13 protein-coding genes are annotated in these 18,365 nt (G+C 34.0%); 1 reads left to right on the top strand and 12 read right to left on the bottom strand.

Features of this window, described 5'->3' with window-relative positions:
* Window positions 1-57 precede the first annotated feature (57 nt).
* The 12 genes from WFZ85_RS04710 to WFZ85_RS04655 form a co-directional block, all read right to left on the bottom strand.
* Window positions 58-975, bottom strand: a complete 918-nt coding sequence (locus WFZ85_RS04710; RefSeq protein ID WP_342695128.1) for an alpha/beta hydrolase — start codon at window positions 973-975, stop codon at window positions 58-60.
* A 2-nt stretch (window positions 976-977) separates the two neighbouring features.
* Window positions 978-6,077 carry a T9SS type B sorting domain-containing protein gene (locus tag WFZ85_RS04705; RefSeq protein ID WP_342695127.1) on the bottom strand — a complete coding sequence of 1,700 codons (5,100 nt, stop codon included), beginning with the start codon at window positions 6,075-6,077 and terminating at the stop codon, window positions 978-980.
* Window positions 6,078-6,157: 80 nt separating this feature from the next.
* On the bottom strand, window positions 6,158-6,991 hold the full coding sequence (locus tag WFZ85_RS04700; protein WP_342695126.1) for an ABC transporter permease: 834 nt from the start codon (window positions 6,989-6,991) through the stop codon (window positions 6,158-6,160).
* A 228-nt stretch (window positions 6,992-7,219) separates the two neighbouring features.
* Window positions 7,220-8,101: a CPBP family intramembrane glutamic endopeptidase gene (locus tag WFZ85_RS04695; protein ID WP_342695125.1), complete on the bottom strand. Its 882-nt coding sequence runs from the start codon at window positions 8,099-8,101 to the stop codon at window positions 7,220-7,222.
* Between the two features lie 205 nt (window positions 8,102-8,306).
* Window positions 8,307-9,203 carry an ABC transporter ATP-binding protein gene (locus WFZ85_RS04690; RefSeq protein ID WP_342695124.1) on the bottom strand — a complete coding sequence of 299 codons (897 nt, stop codon included), beginning with the start codon at window positions 9,201-9,203 and terminating at the stop codon, window positions 8,307-8,309.
* A 47-nt stretch (window positions 9,204-9,250) separates the two neighbouring features.
* The gene (locus tag WFZ85_RS04685) at window positions 9,251-9,517 is read right to left on the bottom strand and encodes a hypothetical protein (protein WP_342695123.1); all 267 of its coding nucleotides are present in this window, start codon (window positions 9,515-9,517) and stop codon (window positions 9,251-9,253) included.
* 136 nt (window positions 9,518-9,653) lie between these two features.
* Window positions 9,654-11,585, bottom strand: a complete 1,932-nt coding sequence (locus WFZ85_RS04680) for a BamA/TamA family outer membrane protein (RefSeq protein WP_342695122.1) — start codon at window positions 11,583-11,585, stop codon at window positions 9,654-9,656.
* Between the two features lie 42 nt (window positions 11,586-11,627).
* Complete coding sequence (locus WFZ85_RS04675) at window positions 11,628-12,686, bottom strand: nucleoid-associated protein (protein WP_342695121.1); 1,059 nt, start codon at window positions 12,684-12,686, stop codon at window positions 11,628-11,630.
* Window positions 12,687-12,815: 129 nt separating this feature from the next.
* Window positions 12,816-13,208 (bottom strand): four helix bundle protein, encoded by a 393-nt coding sequence (locus WFZ85_RS04670; protein WP_342695120.1) that lies wholly within the window; start codon window positions 13,206-13,208, stop codon window positions 12,816-12,818.
* A gap of 48 nt (window positions 13,209-13,256) precedes the next feature.
* Window positions 13,257-13,802 (bottom strand): IS1096 element passenger TnpR family protein, encoded by a 546-nt coding sequence (locus WFZ85_RS04665; protein ID WP_342695119.1) that lies wholly within the window; start codon window positions 13,800-13,802, stop codon window positions 13,257-13,259.
* A gap of 408 nt (window positions 13,803-14,210) precedes the next feature.
* Window positions 14,211-14,936, bottom strand: coding sequence for a hypothetical protein (locus tag WFZ85_RS04660; protein ID WP_342695118.1), 726 nt, complete (start codon window positions 14,934-14,936; stop codon window positions 14,211-14,213).
* 243 nt (window positions 14,937-15,179) lie between these two features.
* Window positions 15,180-15,806, bottom strand: coding sequence for a hypothetical protein (locus tag WFZ85_RS04655; protein WP_342695117.1), 627 nt, complete (start codon window positions 15,804-15,806; stop codon window positions 15,180-15,182).
* A 409-nt stretch (window positions 15,807-16,215) separates the two neighbouring features.
* Here WFZ85_RS04655 and WFZ85_RS04650 point away from each other — a divergent pair, with 409 nt between their 5' ends.
* The gene (locus WFZ85_RS04650) at window positions 16,216-18,357 is read left to right on the top strand and encodes a TonB-dependent receptor (RefSeq protein ID WP_342695116.1); all 2,142 of its coding nucleotides are present in this window, start codon (window positions 16,216-16,218) and stop codon (window positions 18,355-18,357) included.
* The last annotated feature ends 8 nt before the right edge of the window (window positions 18,358-18,365 follow it).

Below are 18,365 nucleotides of genomic sequence, written 5' to 3'. Positions count from 1 at the left end.
TTTATCAAAGCTAAACGCTTGGATAAAGATGATTTCCACTGCAATCCGGGCTAGGAATTAGTCTTTCAATAAAAATTCAAGCGGTATATGAAGTCGCTCTTGCCAGGACTTTTCTGAATGGTCTTTTCCCGGAAAAAACTGTGTTAACCAGTTTTGATTACTAAATCCTCTTTTTGTCATTATAGTGTCAACTTGGTTTTGCAAAGTTGGATAAAGCGCATCTAACGTTTGATCGCCATAATCAAAATAGATTCTGTGATTTTTTGGATTAGGTAACTTTTTTTCCAAATAGTCATAAAAAGCTTCCGGTATGGGATTGTTTTTTACTTGAAAAGTTCCTGGCCAATGTGTTGATAAACAAGTAGCACCACCAAATATTTTTGGGTATTCGCAAATGGCATACAATGAAATCAATCCGCCCATACTTGAACCTGCAATAAAAGTATTGGTCCTGTCCTTTTTCGTTGAAAAAGTAGAGTCAATAAATGGTTTTAACTCGTTTACAAGAAATTTTAAATATAAATCGGAATAGGGTTTAAATTCTTTTTTGGTTCTTCCTGCTTTTTGAAGTTGTGCGGTGACCGTATCTTTTTCGGTTTTTGAAAGGCTTTCAAAAGGTTTTTGCGGAAAATATTCTGGATGACGTTTTTCGCCATTATTCCAAATTCCAACGACAATAAACGGTCGAACTTTGTTTTCGGCAATTAATTTTCCAGCAATTTCATCAATATTCCACGCTTGTTTATTCCAAGTAATCGTCGCATCAAAAAGCATTTGACCGTCGTGCATGTAGAGTACCGCATATTTTATTTTATCCGAATAGCCATCAGGAAGCCAAACTGCCATATGGCGAGAGTCTACATAGCTGGATTTGAAATTTTCAAAATGTTGGATGCTTCCGCTAGATACTTTTTCCAATTGTGCGTTTGAAATTATAGCCATCAAAAAAAATGCGAGTAATAGACTAGTTTTCATTCTTATCTTTTAAGGGTAAAATGCCCTTTAGCACTTCTACCATCTTCAAATTGAATAGAATACCAATAATCATCAGCAGGCATTTGTTGGCCGTTATAAGTTCCATCCCAACCAGTGCCAGTCGTTCCGAGTTGTTTTAACAATTTTCCGTACCGGTCAAAAATATAAATCGTTGAACGTAAGTTGAACAATTCGTTAACGCCTTTTACATTCCATGTATCGTTATATCCATCGGCATTGGGTGTAAAATATTTTGGAATGCCAAGTACAGCCACTAAAATTGGACCAAGTGAACCGCAACCATTTCTGTCGCGTACGTAAATTTCGTGGAAACCAATAGGAACATTAGGGAAAAAATTACTTTCTTGGTATGGTCCGTTAACATCATCAAGTGCAAATTCATATAGTCCTGAACCTGTGATATTCACTAAAATAGAATTGGTATCAGATAAATCAACTACATCGATACTTTCAATAGTTGCAATTTCAGATCCTACCACTGTAATAGTTCGAGTTTTTGAGCAGTTAAACGCATTAGTTACAATTACACTATAAATACCTGGTGTATTTACAGTGAGTGTATAATTTGTTTCACCACTGATGATGGCGTTGTTAAAGAACCATTGGTAAGAATAATTAGTAGTTGGTGTGCCATCTAAAATTCCAGCGTCAATAGATGCTTGCGTATCAGGAAGGCAAATAATTACCGTTTCCTCTTGGTCTATTTTTGGAGTAGGATGAACGATGAAAGGAATGGTGATTTCGGCTGTACACGTTGGGTTAATTGGATTTTCTACAATTACTTTTACATTTTGCGTTGCAGTTCTAAAAGGATTGGGTAATTGATTTGGAGTTGGACTTGGAATGAGTACGTTATTTTCGTCATAATAGTATACATTAACGCCCGTTTGTGCACCAATGATTGTACTTAAAAACGTGGAAGTGTCAAAATCAAAAAGACCGTCCTGATTAATAGGATTTGGCTCATCATCACATACTGTTGTTAGATTTGGATTTATAGCAAATGCTTCGGGCAAATCGTCCACAATAAACTGAAGTTGTACTTCATCAAAACAAGGTTGCCCTGTGGTTTGTGTTGTGTTATTAGAAACTCTAATTGTTATCGTTTCTGAACCTGTGACAAAAAACGGATTAGGGAACGGATTTATCTGTGCACCATTGGCTCTGAAATAGCGAACATTTACGCCTGTTTGTCCGTTTAAAACAGTGGCTTCAATTCCAGCAGTATTAAAACCAAAAATACCATCTTGATCATCATCGCAACCGCGAATTAAATTATTTGCATTTACTGGGTTTGCAACTGGCAACGGTTCAACAACTACGTTAAAAGTTTTAAATCCAAAACAAGAATTGTCTATCGTACTTTCGGCACGTATCCAAATGGTCTGCGAATTTGGAAACCCAATATTTCTATAATTTGTAGTGTTTGTTATGGCTAAAGAATTTCCTGAGGCATCGGTTTCGGCATCAAAATCGGCTTCCGTTTTGTAATATTGAATGGTAACTGTACTCGGTAAAATTGCCGAAAGGCTACTAGTAATACTACTAAAATTAAACGGACCTGAAATTCCATCTCTATCGTCATTTACAAGATCAAGAAAATCGTCACACAAGTATTGATTGGGTACTGCAAAGCTAGCTGGGATTTGGGTTACAGCAACTAATAAGTCAATTCTAGCCACACGAAAACAGCCATTGCTATTTTCAACTCTTGCAAAAATACTACCATTTCCTGATGTAAATGATAACGGATTAGCTATCAAAAATGTGTTGTTTTGAGAATTTGCAGCGGCTAAATTTGTGTAATAAGTAAATGTTTCATTCAGATAATTCGCCGAAATTGCGTCATTCCTTTGCGTTATATTGAAATTTGAAATTCCATCGCTATCGTTATCACATTGCCTCAAGGTTATTGGCGTCGTAACAACTGGCAATGAAAAGGTAGTTAAAGTGGCAGCTGAAGAAAATAAACCACACGAATTTCCGTTTTTGTTCAGCAAGACGCGATATTGATAACCACTCATAGTTGGAGAAACACTTATAATGGTTAAATTGGCTGTAGTTGCATTGGAATAGATAGCGTTGTTGATAATGTTGTTCCAAGTAGCACCATTGTCAATAGAAAGTTGCCATTGGTATGAATTAACAGGATTTGAAACCACAGAAAAAGTAGCAGGTTGTAACTCACAGCTCGTAAAATTATCGGGTTGCGTGGTAATGGTAATTGGTGCTGCAATGATGTAATTCGCATTTGGGTTTCCGTAACCGGTTCCACTTGTAACTAATCCATTACTACTATTAATTAGCGGAGGAATTGACGCGCCCAATAATCCATCGCCATCATTGTCTGAATAACCTGCTTCAATAACGTCGTTACATAAGTCGTTGTCGCTATCTAATTCTAAAAAATTAAAAATACCATCAGCATCTGTATCTGCTAAAGTATAATTTAAAATACCGCTGTCGAGTGTTGTTTCTAAACTATTAGCCAAGCCATTTGAACCAAAGTTAGTTCCATCGATAATTCCGTTGCTGTTTGCGTCTGTTGCATTACTTCCTGACTCGTCTAAATCATGAATTCCATCATTGTCTGAATCTAAATCTAAATAATTAGGGACTAAATCATTGTCGTTGTCAGCTGGAGTTAATCCATTACCAAAAACATCATCAATTCCATCACTGTTAGCATCTACATTAGATAATGCTACCACATTTAAACCTTGTGCTTCTACAAAATCGAGTATGGAGTCGTTGTCACTATCATAATCATCTTGGTCAGCTATACCATCATTATCGGAGTCTTTTGGAACGCACGATGCTATTAATCGCAAAGCTACTCTGCTCGTGCTTGTGTCAACCAGATTTATATTAGTGATAGATAATGAAGTAATTAAATTTCCATTGATAGAAAAAGTTCCTGTTCCTGCTGCCAATGGCGCATTGCTATTTAAGCGGAAACGAATTTCAAAAGAAGAATATTGTGTGACACCACTTTCAAAAATACCGTCAAAGTTAGTGTCAATTAAAATTTGATTTGTTGGATTTAAAATGGTTAGTGTTTTATCCACAGGACATGTAATTCTGATTTCTGTAGCTGAGGTAAACAAATCATTTGTTGCCGCTATTGAAGCGTACTCCACTTTTAAACTAATTGGTGTTGTAAAATTAGAAACTGCGTAAGTCACAGTATTTTGTTTCCCTTGTGCCGCTATTGTGGCAAAGTTTCCAATACTATCTCCAGTTATCGGATTTGGAGCTGGTGTAGCAGTGCCGGTAAAAGTTACTGTTCCAGTATATGAATTTGAATAATTTCCAACAGCAATAGTTCCAGTTGCTGAATTGGTTAAATTAAAATTTTGATTTCCAAACGATTCACTACAAGTGGTTATTCCGTCATCGTCATTATCTAGGTCGGAGTTATTATTTATACCATCATTGTCAGAATCCAAAGGACAAGCGCTTACGGGTATTTTATCTGATTCAATTGCTGCGCCGCAACCTGAAATTACAGCTGATACATAATAGTAACCCGGATTTAGCGGTGTATAAGCACTATTTGTAGCGCCAGGAATAAGTACATCATTAAAATACCATTGAAAAGTATCGAATGGACTTAAGGTGTTAACCGATAAAATAGTATTGGGAATACAACTCGCCTGTGCCACGTTTACTTGATTGAACGAAATCTCAGGTTTAAAGGTAAAACCAGAATAAAATCCGCCGAAAGTAGCTGCACCACTCGAACCATAAGCAGCCAAATAAATTTCACCAGTTGAAAAAACGGACACGTTGCCGGTTAAACCTGTAAGAACATACGTTTGATAGTTTGCATTTCCGGTAACATTTGTTGGTCCATCTACACTGATGCCAAAAGGTAAAGTTGCTAATGTATAATTTACACCATCAATAACAAAAGTTAGTGTCGCTGCGGTTTCTGTTACTAAGGTAACCCGTCCTGTAAAAGGTCGTGAACCTACTAAATTGATAAAAGGAATATTATCTATTACTCGCGGTGTTTGACAACTTAATGGCGGAACAAAGAACAATTCTTGATTTCTTTGGTCTGAAGCACCATTGTCGCCAATACTTTGATAGGCGAATGTTTTCTTTGAAGTTTGCACATACAAATTGCCATCACTACTAAACGATGAACCTAGTAGTTCAAAATATTCACCAGCATCGATAGTCGCAATAGACGTACTTGAGCCGTTTATGAAAATTTCTGTGTTGTTTTCATCTGCTACTAGAAGCACTTTTTCTACAGCATCAATGCCTGTACTTTTTATAAAAATATATTCTGTTCCTGTTCTTTCTGCTGCTACAATTTGGTCAAAACCCAAATCTAAATTTCCGACTGCATTACTACCACCAAAAGAACCACAGTTTACAGCTATCGGTTTATCAGAAGTTACTAATGAACCAATCAAACCATCTCTGTTAGGATTATTTGGACCTTGAACTGCCATTACATAGCTTTCGCCACTGTTTAAGGTAATGCTAAATGGTGCGTTTCCCGTCGAACTATTTATTGGAATAACACCAGGTTTAATGTCGCTAAAGTTTACAACGGTATTATTTTCAGTGGCAAGAACAGAAATAAAAGTGGTATGAATGTCAGTATAATTTGCAACAGAATTGTTGTTAAAAGCACCAATTCTAAATCGGTTACCTAATGAAGCTAAACCTTTAGAAACTAATTGACCTGCCTGATTACCGCTTCCTGCTGTAACTCGAGCTGAAACATAAACTAAATCGTCTGCTTCAACAATGTACCCTTTGTTACTGAAAACATTATTTACCGCCGCAGCATCAACGTGAAGTTGTGTATCATTACCAAAACCAGCATAGTATACATAAGGAACATTTCTAGAAACAGTACCAATAATGGTATTTCCGCCTAGTTCAATTATTCTAAAATTAATTGGATTAACATTTGGAGTAGAAATGTACAAAAACTGGTCTTCTGAAACCACACTAGATGAACCTGATAACGGCGGAATATAGTGAGTTTTGCTAAATTGAGAGAAACAATTGATTGAAATTATAACCAATAAAAGTAAATGTAGAAACCTATTTTTCATTGGCTAAAATTAGCAAATAAAAATGAATCAGTAACCGAAGAAGTAGGTTTTATAGAAACTTTAAGAAAAGTTAAGGTGACCTATAAATCTCGTTTTTTAATAATCAAGTAAGAGGAATAAATAAAAATTGCAGTCCAAACTAGCACTATCAGAATGGAAGAATAGTGAACATCATAATCTTTGATAGAATTTTCACCTACAGCTTCTTGAAGATTTTTTACAGAACTTAGTCTTGTTATTGGTTCTTTAATTAAATTCCACATAGACATTAAAGGAAAAAAATCATAAACTTTATCAACTAAAGCTGTGTTTTTTATTTGGTTGAGTGAAATACCATAGGTAATCATTTCAAATATAAACCAAATAAAAAGCGAACCCAATGCAAAAGCAGAACGTTTAATTAGTATTCCTAGAAATAAACACAACGAAAAAAAACCTAATAATTTGACAAAATAGGCGAGAAGATACTCTAAATCTGAGAAAACAATTCCAATTTCAGTATAGGATGAAAAGCCAAATCCTAAAAGTAATGACATTATAAAAACAAAAACAGTTGAAATTCCAGCAAAAAGAACAATGGTTAAGAATTTTGACAAAATCAGTTCTTTTTTACTCATTCCGTCGATGAGATTTTGCTTTAACGTTCCATAACTGTATTCGTTTGCCATCATAGAAACGATTATGACTGCTAAAAATATTTTTAAAAATGCAGCGATAAAAGTGTTGAAATGCCAAATATATGGAAAGTTAAAAATTCCCATTTCTGCTAAATGAAATTTAAAAATTCCGATGTCAAATTTTATTGCAGCAATTAAAGCGATGAAGGAAAGAATAACAAAATATCCAATGGTTAATACTTTGCTAGCGCGATTTTTCCAGATTTTTTGAAGCTCTATGGCTAATAAACGTTTCATGATTGGGTTTCGATTGAATTGGTTAATGCTAAAAATTGTTCTTCCAAACTTTGTTTTTTTACAGGTGACTACATGGCCATGTGGCGGATTATGAAAACCTCAACTTTCGCTTAATGACTATTTTTAAAAGTATAAAATCAACTTCAAATTAATCATAAACCGGACATGTTGCCAAGTGGTGTTTAGCTGTTAATTATTTATATTTATTTTGTTTTTTTAAATTTTATTTCATTTTAAAGTTGATTTCACAAACAGTAATTTTAAGTTATCGTTACCATAATTATATAGTACCAAAATAAAAATTATAATATCTGGAATTAACCAAATAAGTATGTTTTCAGGATTTTCTTTATGATAAAAAAATGATATATCTGTTGAGTTATCCGCAATGAAAAGACCAAATAAATTATGAACTATATGAATACCTAATGCCAATTCTAAACTGTTAGATACAATGACTATCATACCAAGCAATAATCCACTAATAAAGTAAAATATTAAATAATTTGGTTGTTCAAAGTGTAAAGAAGCAAAAAGAACAGATGTAATAAATAATGTAATAATAGGATATCCCAAATAATAATTCAATGTTTGTAATAAATAACCTCTGTGAAAAAGTTCTTCAAAGCTGGTTTGAAGTGGCACAATTAGAAGAGAAATAAATAGTAAGGGGAAAAATTTATCAGTTTGTAATACTAATTGAAAAGAATTTCCAGAATAAAAGCTGTAAACAATTTCAACAATGGCATAAATTATAAAATAGACAATTGCTCCGAAAAATATAGTTTTCCAATTTATTTTAGAGTATGTTGTAATTAGTGTAGTTGGATTTCTTTTATGAATAAGTTTTACTGCCAATAGAAGTCCTATAATTCCAAAAATAAATTCTAAATTGGTAGCTATAGTACTAATAAAAACATTTGAATTCTTGACGATAAATGAAGACATTTCTTTAGGTGGCGTTCCATTATTTAAATAAATTCCAACCAAACCAGTTATAAAAACGCCTATAAAATAGAACACAACTGTAGTTAAAATTGTTAATGCAAAACGCCACAAACTATTTTTGCCTAAAATGGCATTTTCTAAAAAAAATAAATTTAATTTCATATTTAGTAATTAGTATTAAAAAAAGTTTGATAAAAAAACTAATAATTGTCTAATAATTTAATTTTTGATTGTCTGAACAACAATTACAGCTATTATAGCAATATAAGAAAGTATGACAAAGTAACTTATGGTGAGTATTTTGCTAGCTCTGTTTTTCCAGATTTTTTGTAATTCTATGGCAAGTAATCTTTTCATTTTGTGTCTATTATTTATTGGTTAATGCTAAAAATTGTTCTTCCAAACTTTGTTTTTTGTTTACTAAATGATTTAGTATAATTCCTTTGTCCAATAAATACTTGTTTAGTTCTCCAGCATCAATAATTTTATTAAAATGAACAATCACTTTTCCTTCCATTTCCGAAATTTTTTCAAAATTAGGGTGATTTTTTAGTGTTTCGATTAGAGCAGTATTGTTCTCAGCTTTTAATTCAAAAAAGCCCACTTGATTGGTCATTCCGTCCACAGTTCCTGAATATAGAATTTCTCCAAAACGCAAAACCAAAACGTGACTGCACACTTTCTCTACTTCGTCTAACAGGTGAGAAGCCAAGAGAATAGTTGTTCCTTGAGAAGCGATAAGTTTAATTATATCTCGAATTTGATGAATTCCTTGTGGGTCCAAACCGTTTGTAGGTTCGTCAAGAATTAATATTTCGGGATCGTTTAACAGGGCAGAGGCAATGGCTAATCGTTGTTTCATACCCAATGAAAAGGTTTTGAACTTGCTGTCTTTTCTATCAATCAATCCAACTATTTCTAGTTTTTCGGAAATTTTTGAATAGTCTATTCCTTTAATTTTGCATACCAATTGAAGGTTTTCAACAGCAGTCATATAAGGATAAAAATTAGGTCTTTCAATAATGGCACCCACTTTTTTCAAAGCATCATGAGTTTCCATAGTACCATTAAACCAACTGTATTCGCCCGAAGTTTTGTTGACCACATTCAACACAATTCCTAAAGTGGTTGATTTTCCACTTCCGTTTGGCCCTAAAATTCCATAAACATTGCCTTTGTGAATTTCGAGAGAAACGTCTTTTACAGCATGGAGTTTGCCATAGCGTTTGTTCAATTTATTTATAGAAAGAATAGTAGTTTCCAAAAGAAATAATTTAGATATACTCGTATGACGAGTTAATGCCTAAATTGTTACTGCTCTTTTTTCTCGAAATAAAACTTTGCTAAAAATTGTCTTTTTAAATAGAGGTAAAAGAGCGTTTCGTTGATGTCTTTCAGCTCTGAGGTTAATTTGATTTTTTGGCCCACACTATCATTTGTGGCTTGCATTCTGCAGTTTTTACATTCAAATTCTTTAAAGTGAGCATTCACGGTTTTTATCTCGACGTATTGATGTCCAAATAACGAGCAGATGTAATTTTTTTTTACCAGACCTTGAGTTAAGTAGTTAATTTTCATAGGATAAGGTTTTAAATTGATGAAAACAAACATAGAATATATTCGATTAAACATCAAATAATATCGATAAAATACATTTATTTAGTAAAATGATATGATAGCACTTACAAAAAAAGTAATTTTGAATAACTGCCAACTACTTGTAAGGAACAATTCGAGGTTGACCTATTTCGTATTCGGGAAGTGCTAAATCATTGTTATTAAATGTGTTTGATTTAAAGATATTTGTTCCTTCGAAGGGTATAATTGGAAAGTAGGAAAACGAAAGTTGAAAATTATCAAAAACGAGATAATCATTATTTATTACAATGCCAACACTAAATTTGGAATAGATTTTTTTGGAAGTAAATTCATTTGTATCGCCATGAATTACTCCGAAGGTCATGTTATAAAATGGGCTAAAATGAAAACCGTGCCAGTTTCCAGGTACATAAGTTTGAGTTTGAAACGAAGTAGTGAACTTCTGTGTTCCATTAAGTAATGGATTTTCAAAGCCAGAAAGTCCATCTGTTTGTGAAAAAACAACCCTGTCTTTTATAATAGGTGCACGATTATTTCCCATCACATAAGTGGTTTTTATGAATTGACGCAGTTTCCAGTTGCCAAGTTGCTGTAAATTAGAAAAGTAATTTATTTCTAATCTAAAAGTTGTTTCTTCCGTCGTACCGCTGTTAAAAAAACTTCCCCATTCTGTGTTTACGCCAAGAAATCCAAAATTGTAATAATCTCCATAAGAAAAGCGACCACCAAGGTACATTTTTTTTTCAAAGTTTTTATCCCTTATACCCGCTGTTATCGAGTAAACTTGACCATAAGAAACATCTTCAATTATTCCGAAATTGTATAGGTATTTATCTTGAGCGAATTTTTGTGTAGTGATTCCTATGCTAGTTAAGACAGTTTTTTCAGAGGAAAAAAAGTTGGATGCATCAAAGGTTTCCGTTGGCGCTTTCAGGTAAGTGATGTTGTTAAAACCAATTGTAGTTACAAGATTTGTGCTTCGGAAATCAATATCATTTCCTTTAAAAATCCTGAAAGAATGTCCCAGCCAATATTCTTGAATTTCGGACTTAAAATTTTGCTTTTCAAAAAGTAAAGCCGTGTTTGGTAGCGAGTCTACAAAAGCGCTGTTTTCAAAAAAAATACCTCCAGCCAATCGGGCTAGTGGGGAATAAAATCTACGTTCTATTCGCGCACTTTTTCGAGTGTTGTTGTTTAATGAATTTTCATAAGTTACCGTAGCGTTAATGTATGTATTTTTAAAATTGGGAATGGTATATCTGCCAAGATATGATTGATCTCCGGTATCAAATCGATTGACGAAATCGTTTTGAAAAGTGTGGCCCAATCCCATAAAATTTTTCTCTTTGATTCCATAGTTTACTCGCGAACTCGATACAGAAAAATCCGGGACGATTGTCCAAGAATCTAAAACACGAACTGAAATATCTACTGAGTCTTTGCTGCCTTCAATTGCAACTGGTTTTATAACCACACTTCTGATGAATCGCTGTTTTCTAATTAATCGTTCTGACTCTTTTGCGGTTAAAGAGTCTAATGGCTCATTTTTTTTAAAAAGCAAGAGGTTATGAATAGTCCAAACTCGTGTTTTGAAATGCATTTTGTTTCCGAATTTTTCTACTCCTTTCTCCGCTCGATTTTGATTATCATCAACATTGAAGCCAAATGGATCAAGCGTTACAATATTTATATTTCGGATGATTTTACCTTCGGATCTATCAAATGATTTTTTTAGTAACTCTTTTTTTCTTTTATCTGCTTTTGTTGGTGCAGTTTTTCTTTTTGATTTAAATAGTAGTTTGTAAATTGTTTTGTTAAAATTATTTTTTTTACCATAGTTTTCAATTCTTTGATAGACTTTAACAGAGTCGTTGCCACTGTTTTTTACTTGCCCATGAAAGGTTTGAGCACTCAGTAGAGACAGAAATATAAAATACAAAAAGAACTTATTTGTTTGATTATAAGGCATATTAACAAATGTACGGAATAAAAGAGGTTTGTAGTCTTTTTTAACATTGTATAAAAAATCCTCAACTGTTTTTATCAATTGAGGATGAGTATTTTTATTTTTTTTGGGATAACAAAGAGGTTAACTTTTTTGTTCTTTATTGAAATACACCAAATAATAATACATCTGTTTTTCTTCGTCCCAACCTTTTTCTACGTATTTCTCAGCACTTTCTGGATTGATAAAATCAAGTTTTATTTGAATGTTGGTATCCAAATTAATTACATTTTTTATCGACTTTCGTGCATCAGAAACGGCTGCGTTGGCAATGGGGAAATTGGTAATGTCTTCGATGCTATACTTTTCGCCTTTGTCTACTTTGTAATTTTTAAATTCAGGGATTAAGTCGGGATTGTCTAACACTTCGTTTAAGAAATTGCTTTCTTCAAATTGATCATTTTTTGCAAAATAATTTACTGAGCGGTTCATAAACATCACTTCTTCCTTTTTATCTTCGGCAGGAAAAACCACGTCTTTGGCAAAACCTTGACAGAATTTTAAATACTTTTTGGTAAAGAAATTTTCATCTTGAAAGGCATCTACCGAAAGGAAATGTTCTAACCAATAACGGGCATCATAACGATTGCTATCTACGGTTAAGATTTTGTATCCTTCCTCTTTTTTGTGATTAAAAATCAAACAGCCTTTATCGAGTTTGTTCAAATTAATGCCTTGTTGCAAAATCATTTCGAGTGTTGTGCCTTTTTCTTCAAACTGCAAAAAATCGGTTTGTATTTCGCTTTTGAAAACGCCTATGGCATCTACTACATTATTATCTATTGTCAGGTTAGTAATATGGGCGACATATACTTCGCCGTTCTTGATATGGGGATGATTGGACTGCTCGAACAGGTGTTTGGTAATTTTTTTTGATACGTCATGTGTAGTACTTGGATTAGTGAAAATCTCGGTAACTAAATTAAACATGTCGTTGTATTCCAAATCTACCTCGTGGGCAAATTGAAAGTAGTTTTCCTCTTTTTCGCGAAAAGGTTTGAAGAAATATTCTTTTAGTAGTGGCACAATTTCGTCGTTCAAGCCATAGGGTTGATCTGAAAGGAAAATCGTTTCGTTACGGCTTTTGTTTCCCACACGGTGTATTGATAGGCTCTCGATATGAGCGTTGAATAGGTTTATCATTGTTGAGGTTGTTTAATTTTGTTTGAAGGTTTAAGGTTGTTTAAGGTTGTTTAATATTGTTTAATATTGTTTACGGTTGTTTAATATTGTTTAATATTGTTTAAGGTTGTTTAATATTGTTTGACCTTATTACTCTATAAATTTTGTGCCTTTATACTCTTTTTTGTTCAGATAGGTTATAAAGTTGTGTATTTTGATGCTTAATTTTTCATAGTCTGTGACTAATGATTTTAGTCGTTCTTCATTGATGTAGTCATTGTCAAAAAGTCGGTATGCTTGCGAACGAGTTTCTCCTGCTGACCCTTTTGCAATGGATAAAAATTGACGAAACTCACCGTTTCCGTTTCTTTCAAATCCTTCAGCAATATTGTCCATTACTGAACCTGAAGAATCTTTAATTTGTTCTTTAAATTTGAAATCTGTCTTTAGTTCTGTAGTTTTTGATAAAGTAATAATTTCTTTAGAAAGTTTTCTTGCTTCTTGCCAAATTTCTAAATCTTCAAAACGTTTTATTGTAGCCATATTAACAATTTTAAACTATTAAACCTTTAAACAATCTTAAACTTTTTCCTAATTCCAATTTTCTTCAAACCCAAAGTCTTCGAAGCTGTCATCGCCTCCAAACATGTCTAGGTCGTCTTCGTCTAGGTCGTCTTCAAATTCGTTGTAACTTTCTTCTTCGTCAAAATCGGATTGGAAGTTTTTTTCCATGGCTTCGGCTGGCATTTCGCCATGGGAAAATAATAGATTTGGATAGGTCATTCCGGTTTCTGCATTATTTTCGATGGCGGCAAGTTCGACTAAAAATGTCCACATATTGATGAAATCATAGACGTAGATAATCTTAGTATTTTCTGTGTCAAGGATGTCGGCCAATTGATAATCGCTCATGATTTTATTTTCGCCAGGAACGTCGCCTGCGTCAAACATGGGGATTTCGTCTTCTTGGTTCCAGGTGTCATCACAAGTGTAAAATGAAGCTACTTCTAGTCCGTCGAACCCATAGGCGTTTACAATGGCGTTATGTAAATCTTCTAAAGTATCGGTTTGAAGTATTGCAATATCTCGTATTACATCTTCTTCGGCGTCGAGAATTACTCTAAATTTATATATCATGATTTGTATTTTTTAGATGGCCTCAAAGGTAAAATTTTAATTGGTATTTGTTTGAAGGAAGGTGCTAATTATTGTAGATATTGTGTTTTTTTAAGGTGCATTTTGCTATTTTTTGTGTGCTTTGTTCTTTTGTTGTGGTGCGGTGGTGGTATGGGGATTGTTGGTTGCAATTTTAGATAGCGCCAAAGTCGATTCGGGTCGTGCCAAGGTCGATTCGGGTTGCGCCAAGGTCTATTCGGGTTGTGCCAAAGTCGATTCGGGTCGTGCCAAGGTCGATTCGGGTGGTGCCAAGGTCTATTTGGGTTGTGCCAAGGTTTATTTGGGTTTTGTCATGCTTTTGTTGTTATGTGACAAAGCCTTGTTGGTTGAGGACAAGGCTTTGTTGATTTGTATAAAAAGATGGTTGTTTTATCTTTTTCTGAATTTTATTTTTGCTATTGCTTTATACTGGGCGGAGTTTGTGTCTAAAATAGTGGCAGCATAATCTTTGGCTTTGATTGCTATATCTACAAGATTGTCATCGGCGAGGTATAATTCTTTGTTTCTTTCTGAGCGCGCTGTATTTAGCGGTATGAAGGTTTCTGCCACTTTCTGGGTAGCTTCGAGCATTGCTTCTTTTTTTGCTTGGTATGTTGCTACTTGGTATTCGGGTTCGTTTGGATTATAGTTAGGGGTGTTTTGAAGCAGTGAAATTAGTGCGTCAAGAGTGTTTGTTCTTTGGTCGTAGCTTAATTGAGAAGTAGAGTGTGTTTCTGCTTCGTCAGGTGTTTCTGCTTGTGACTTTGGTTTTGATTTTTTTTCTCCTTTTAGTTTTCTGATTATTGTCATTAGATTTTCGAGCTCTACGGCAGTTACTCCTTCGGTAGCTTTATAGGCTTTGCGCAGTTTGGTTAGTTCTTTGTTTAGTGGTTTGAAAAGTTGTTCTCTTGTATCGACTGCCATGGTGTATGGAGCGAGTAAATCGTTGACACTTTTTTGGATGTTGAATGACAAGGTGTATTTGTTTTGTAGAAAGGTTAATTGCAGTTGGGGATTGGTTGGGTTGTATGGTGCGCCAATCGCTACGAAGTTATTCATTAAAAGTTTAAAGTTTGCTACATTTTTTGCGTGTCCTACTTCTGATGTTGATGCCATGATGTTGTAATTTAAGGGGTTACTATGCTCAAATGTAGGAAAAAATATTTTAAGTTGTATTGTTTGCACTATATTTTTTTGTAACGCTTTATAAGGGCAATGTGGTTTTATTTATTCTTGCTTAAAGTTGGGAGACTTTGCGGAGCTGGAGGTGTTTTTTTGCACAATTTTATATTTCCATAATGGGCTTTTATTTTTGTTTATGGGCACGGATTGCAAATCCGCGCTATCGGGCAGACCGGCTTATTTAAATTTTATATCGCTTATTTTTTCATCTTTATAGTATAATTCATAATCAGAGTCTTTATGCTCAACTATAATCGCAAAGAACAATTCAGCTGTAAATTTATCGTAACTAGTTTCTCCAAAATAAACTACACCAAGTTTTGGTTTTTTCTCACTACCAAAATTTATTTTCATTTCAAAATTATTGTAACCTTCAATATCGTAATCATTGAAGTAATCTTTTACAGATTCATCATAAATAGGCCAACCATATCCTTCAATTTCAGCACCTTTTTCATCAAAAAATCTTTCTTTTCTTAATGGAATCAATTCAGGATATCCAATAAATCCAGTATATCCTTTATAATCGGCAAGTCTATAACGAATTTTATTTTTGACATCTAAAAGATAAAATGCACTCAACTTTGTTTTGTCAATTGTAGATTTTATCTTTGTCTTAATCATAATTTTTTTTAATTTTTCACTCGTCACGCTTAATTGTCTGATTCCAAATACACTTTCATTGTCAACTAATTTTGATTTTACAATTTCTATTTGAATTTCGTCTTTAGTAGTTGTTGTCTGAGAAAATAAATTTGTTGCATTGCAAAAACAAAATAAAGTAAGTAGTTTTAATTTAATCATTTTTTTTGTTTTTAATTTGAGTTAGGTTTTTTTAGCTGTCTGCCAACTTGCATATATGCACTATAAACATTCGCTTATCTACCCTTATTGGGGTGTATAGGCGAAGTTTTGTTTCGCTTTATTTTTCAAATATATAAAAATAAAAATAGTACTGTTAGTGGCTTAGTAAGGTTTGTGTGTAGAAAGCCTAGGTATTTAAGGTGTTATTTTAATTTATTTCTGGGGCTGTAAATAGGTGCTGTAGTGTTTGCTGGTGTTATCTGGTTTGAGGTGGTGGTTTTGAAGTAAGTTTTCTGTTTTGTTGAAAACATTTTGACTACATTTCAGCATGAAAAATTGACATTTCAGTCAACTTAACTTTATTTCTGTTTTGGTCTGTTGCAAATTTGCTTCATCAAATGATAGACACATGAAAACTTTTTCCCTTTTTTTACTTTTCTTTTTAACAATAACAAGCCATGCGCAGCAAACCGTTTCGGGATTTGTTGTCGATGAAAAAAACAAACCTGTAACGGGAGCTAATGTTTTTATTGAAGGCACTTATGATGGCGCTTTGACTGACGATAAAGGACAATTTAGTTTTACCACTACTGCTACTGGCAATCAAATTTTGGTGATTAGTTTTATTACTTATGAAACCTTGAAAGTGGCCATTGATGCTGGCGATTGTAAAGAAAAACGGTTTATTATTAAAGAAGGCACCAATACTTTGGATGCTGTTGTTATCACCGCAGGGAATTTTAGTGCAGGCGAAAAAAGTAGGGTTTCTGTTTTAAAACCATTGGATATTGTTACTACCGCTGGTTCGGCTGGCAATATTATTGCGGCGTTGCAGACTTTGCCTGGTACTCAAAACGTGGCTGAGGATGGCCGATTATTTGTTCGTGGTGGTGAAGCTGATGAAACCCAAACGTTTGTGGACGGCATTCGGGTAGCACAACCTTATGGTGCGACGACTGTCAATGTGCCCACGCGTGGGCGTTTTTCCCCTTTCTTGTTTAGCGGTATTTCTTTTTCTACTGGAGGTTATTCGGCAGAATATGGCGAAGCGTTGTCGAGTGTATTGTTATTGAATACACAGGATGAACCTGACCAAAACAAAACAGAAATTTCTTTGATGACTGTAGGATTAGGTGTGGGAAATACACAAAAATGGAAAAAAAGTTCTTTGAGTATCAACACGGCCTATATTGATTTATCGCCCTATCAAGTGGCGGTGCCACAAAACTTGGATTGGAACAGGGCTTTTCAATCGTTATCAGGTGAAGCGGTGTATCGTTATAATTTTGTCAATGGCATTTTTAAAATATATGGTGCTTTTGAAGCCTCGCGTTTTGATTTGAACCAAGAAGACATTAATCAACCGGAAAAAGTAAGGGTAGATTTGAAGAATAATAACTTTTATTTTAATAGTTCCTATAAGGGCAATTTTGGGAGTAACTGGCAACTATTTACCGGTTTGAGCTATGGTTATGGTCAAAATAAAATAGGTATCAATTCGGATGCCGTAAACAATGTAGAACATGCTTCGCATTTAAAATTTAAATTAACCAAAAAACTGTCAGACAAGGTAAAACTTAACTTTGGTTCTGATTATTTTATCACGCAGTTTGATGAAGATTTTAATACTACGTTTAGCAGTGGCTATCAATCCCAAATTGCCGCAGTGTACTCAGAATTTGATTTTTTCTTTTCAAAAAATCTAGCTGCTAAAGTGGGTGTTCGGGCATCAAATAATGATTTTATTCAAGAAAACAGTATTTCACCTAGAGCTTCATTGGCTTATAAATTTTCTAAAAGCAGTCAATTGGCTTTTGCCTATGGCAACTTTGAACAAGCACCAAGACAGCAGTATTTGAAGTATTCTGATGATTTTATTACGGAGAAAGCGGCACATTATATTTTGAATTATCAATATACTAAAAACAATAAGACTTTTAGAGCCGAAGCCTACTTTAAAGGGTATTCCGACTTAGTGCGCTATGATACCAATGTGGCGCAGTTTAATTCAAATTTCAGTAATGATGGTGAAGGTTTTGCTCAAGGAATTGATCTTTTTTGGAGAGATAACAGCAGTGTAAAAAATTTGGAATATTGGATTTCTTATTCTTTTATTGACACCAAACGAACCTACCAAAATTTTCCCACGGCAGCTACGCCCAGTTTTGTTGCGGCACACAGTGCTTCGCTAGTTACTAAGTACTGGATATCTGATTGGAAATCGCAAGTTGGTTTTACGCATCAGTTTAGTAGTGGTCGACCTTATAACAACCCCAACGAAACAGTTTTTATGAACAGTAAAACGAGGGCTTTTAATAATTTAAGTTTTAACTGGGCTTATTTGCTAACGCAACAAAAAATTCTTTACTTTTCAGTGTCGAATGTTTTCGCTACGCAAAATGTTTTTGGATACAATTATGCCAATACTCCAAATGCGAATGGTGTCTTTGAACGAAGTGCCATTATCCCGACAGCCGATCGATTTTTCTTTGTGGGATTCTTTTGGACCATTAGCGATAATAAAAATGATAATCAATTAAATAATCTTTAAATTTTACC

The sequence above is a fragment of the Flavobacterium aureirubrum genome (assembly GCF_038739835.1).
In the GTDB taxonomy this organism is placed as follows: domain Bacteria; phylum Bacteroidota; class Bacteroidia; order Flavobacteriales; family Flavobacteriaceae; genus Flavobacterium; species Flavobacterium aureirubrum.
Note: the sequence above shows the minus strand (reverse complement) of the source record. Positions and strands in the feature narration are given on the sequence as shown.

Excerpts from the sequence above, each read along its gene's own strand:
- WFZ85_RS04660 (WP_342695118.1), bottom strand. The coding sequence starts at position 14,936 with ATGGCATCAACATCAGAAGTAGGACACGCAAAAAATGTAGCAAACTTT.
- WFZ85_RS04650 (WP_342695116.1), top strand. The coding sequence starts at position 16,216 with ATGAAAACTTTTTCCCTTTTTTTACTTTTCTTTTTAACAATAACAAGC.
- WFZ85_RS04695 (WP_342695125.1), bottom strand. The coding sequence starts at position 8,101 with ATGAAATTAAATTTATTTTTTTTAGAAAATGCCATTTTAGGCAAAAAT.
- WFZ85_RS04655 (WP_342695117.1), bottom strand. The coding sequence starts at position 15,806 with ATGATTAAATTAAAACTACTTACTTTATTTTGTTTTTGCAATGCAACA.
- WFZ85_RS04675 (WP_342695121.1), bottom strand. The coding sequence starts at position 12,686 with ATGATAAACCTATTCAACGCTCATATCGAGAGCCTATCAATACACCGT.
- WFZ85_RS04685 (WP_342695123.1), bottom strand. The coding sequence starts at position 9,517 with ATGAAAATTAACTACTTAACTCAAGGTCTGGTAAAAAAAAATTACATC.
- WFZ85_RS04705 (WP_342695127.1), bottom strand. The coding sequence starts at position 6,077 with ATGAAAAATAGGTTTCTACATTTACTTTTATTGGTTATAATTTCAATC.
- WFZ85_RS04670 (WP_342695120.1), bottom strand. The coding sequence starts at position 13,208 with ATGGCTACAATAAAACGTTTTGAAGATTTAGAAATTTGGCAAGAAGCA.
- WFZ85_RS04665 (WP_342695119.1), bottom strand. The coding sequence starts at position 13,802 with ATGATATATAAATTTAGAGTAATTCTCGACGCCGAAGAAGATGTAATA.
- WFZ85_RS04710 (WP_342695128.1), bottom strand. The coding sequence starts at position 975 with ATGAAAACTAGTCTATTACTCGCATTTTTTTTGATGGCTATAATTTCA.
- WFZ85_RS04700 (WP_342695126.1), bottom strand. The coding sequence starts at position 6,991 with ATGAAACGTTTATTAGCCATAGAGCTTCAAAAAATCTGGAAAAATCGC.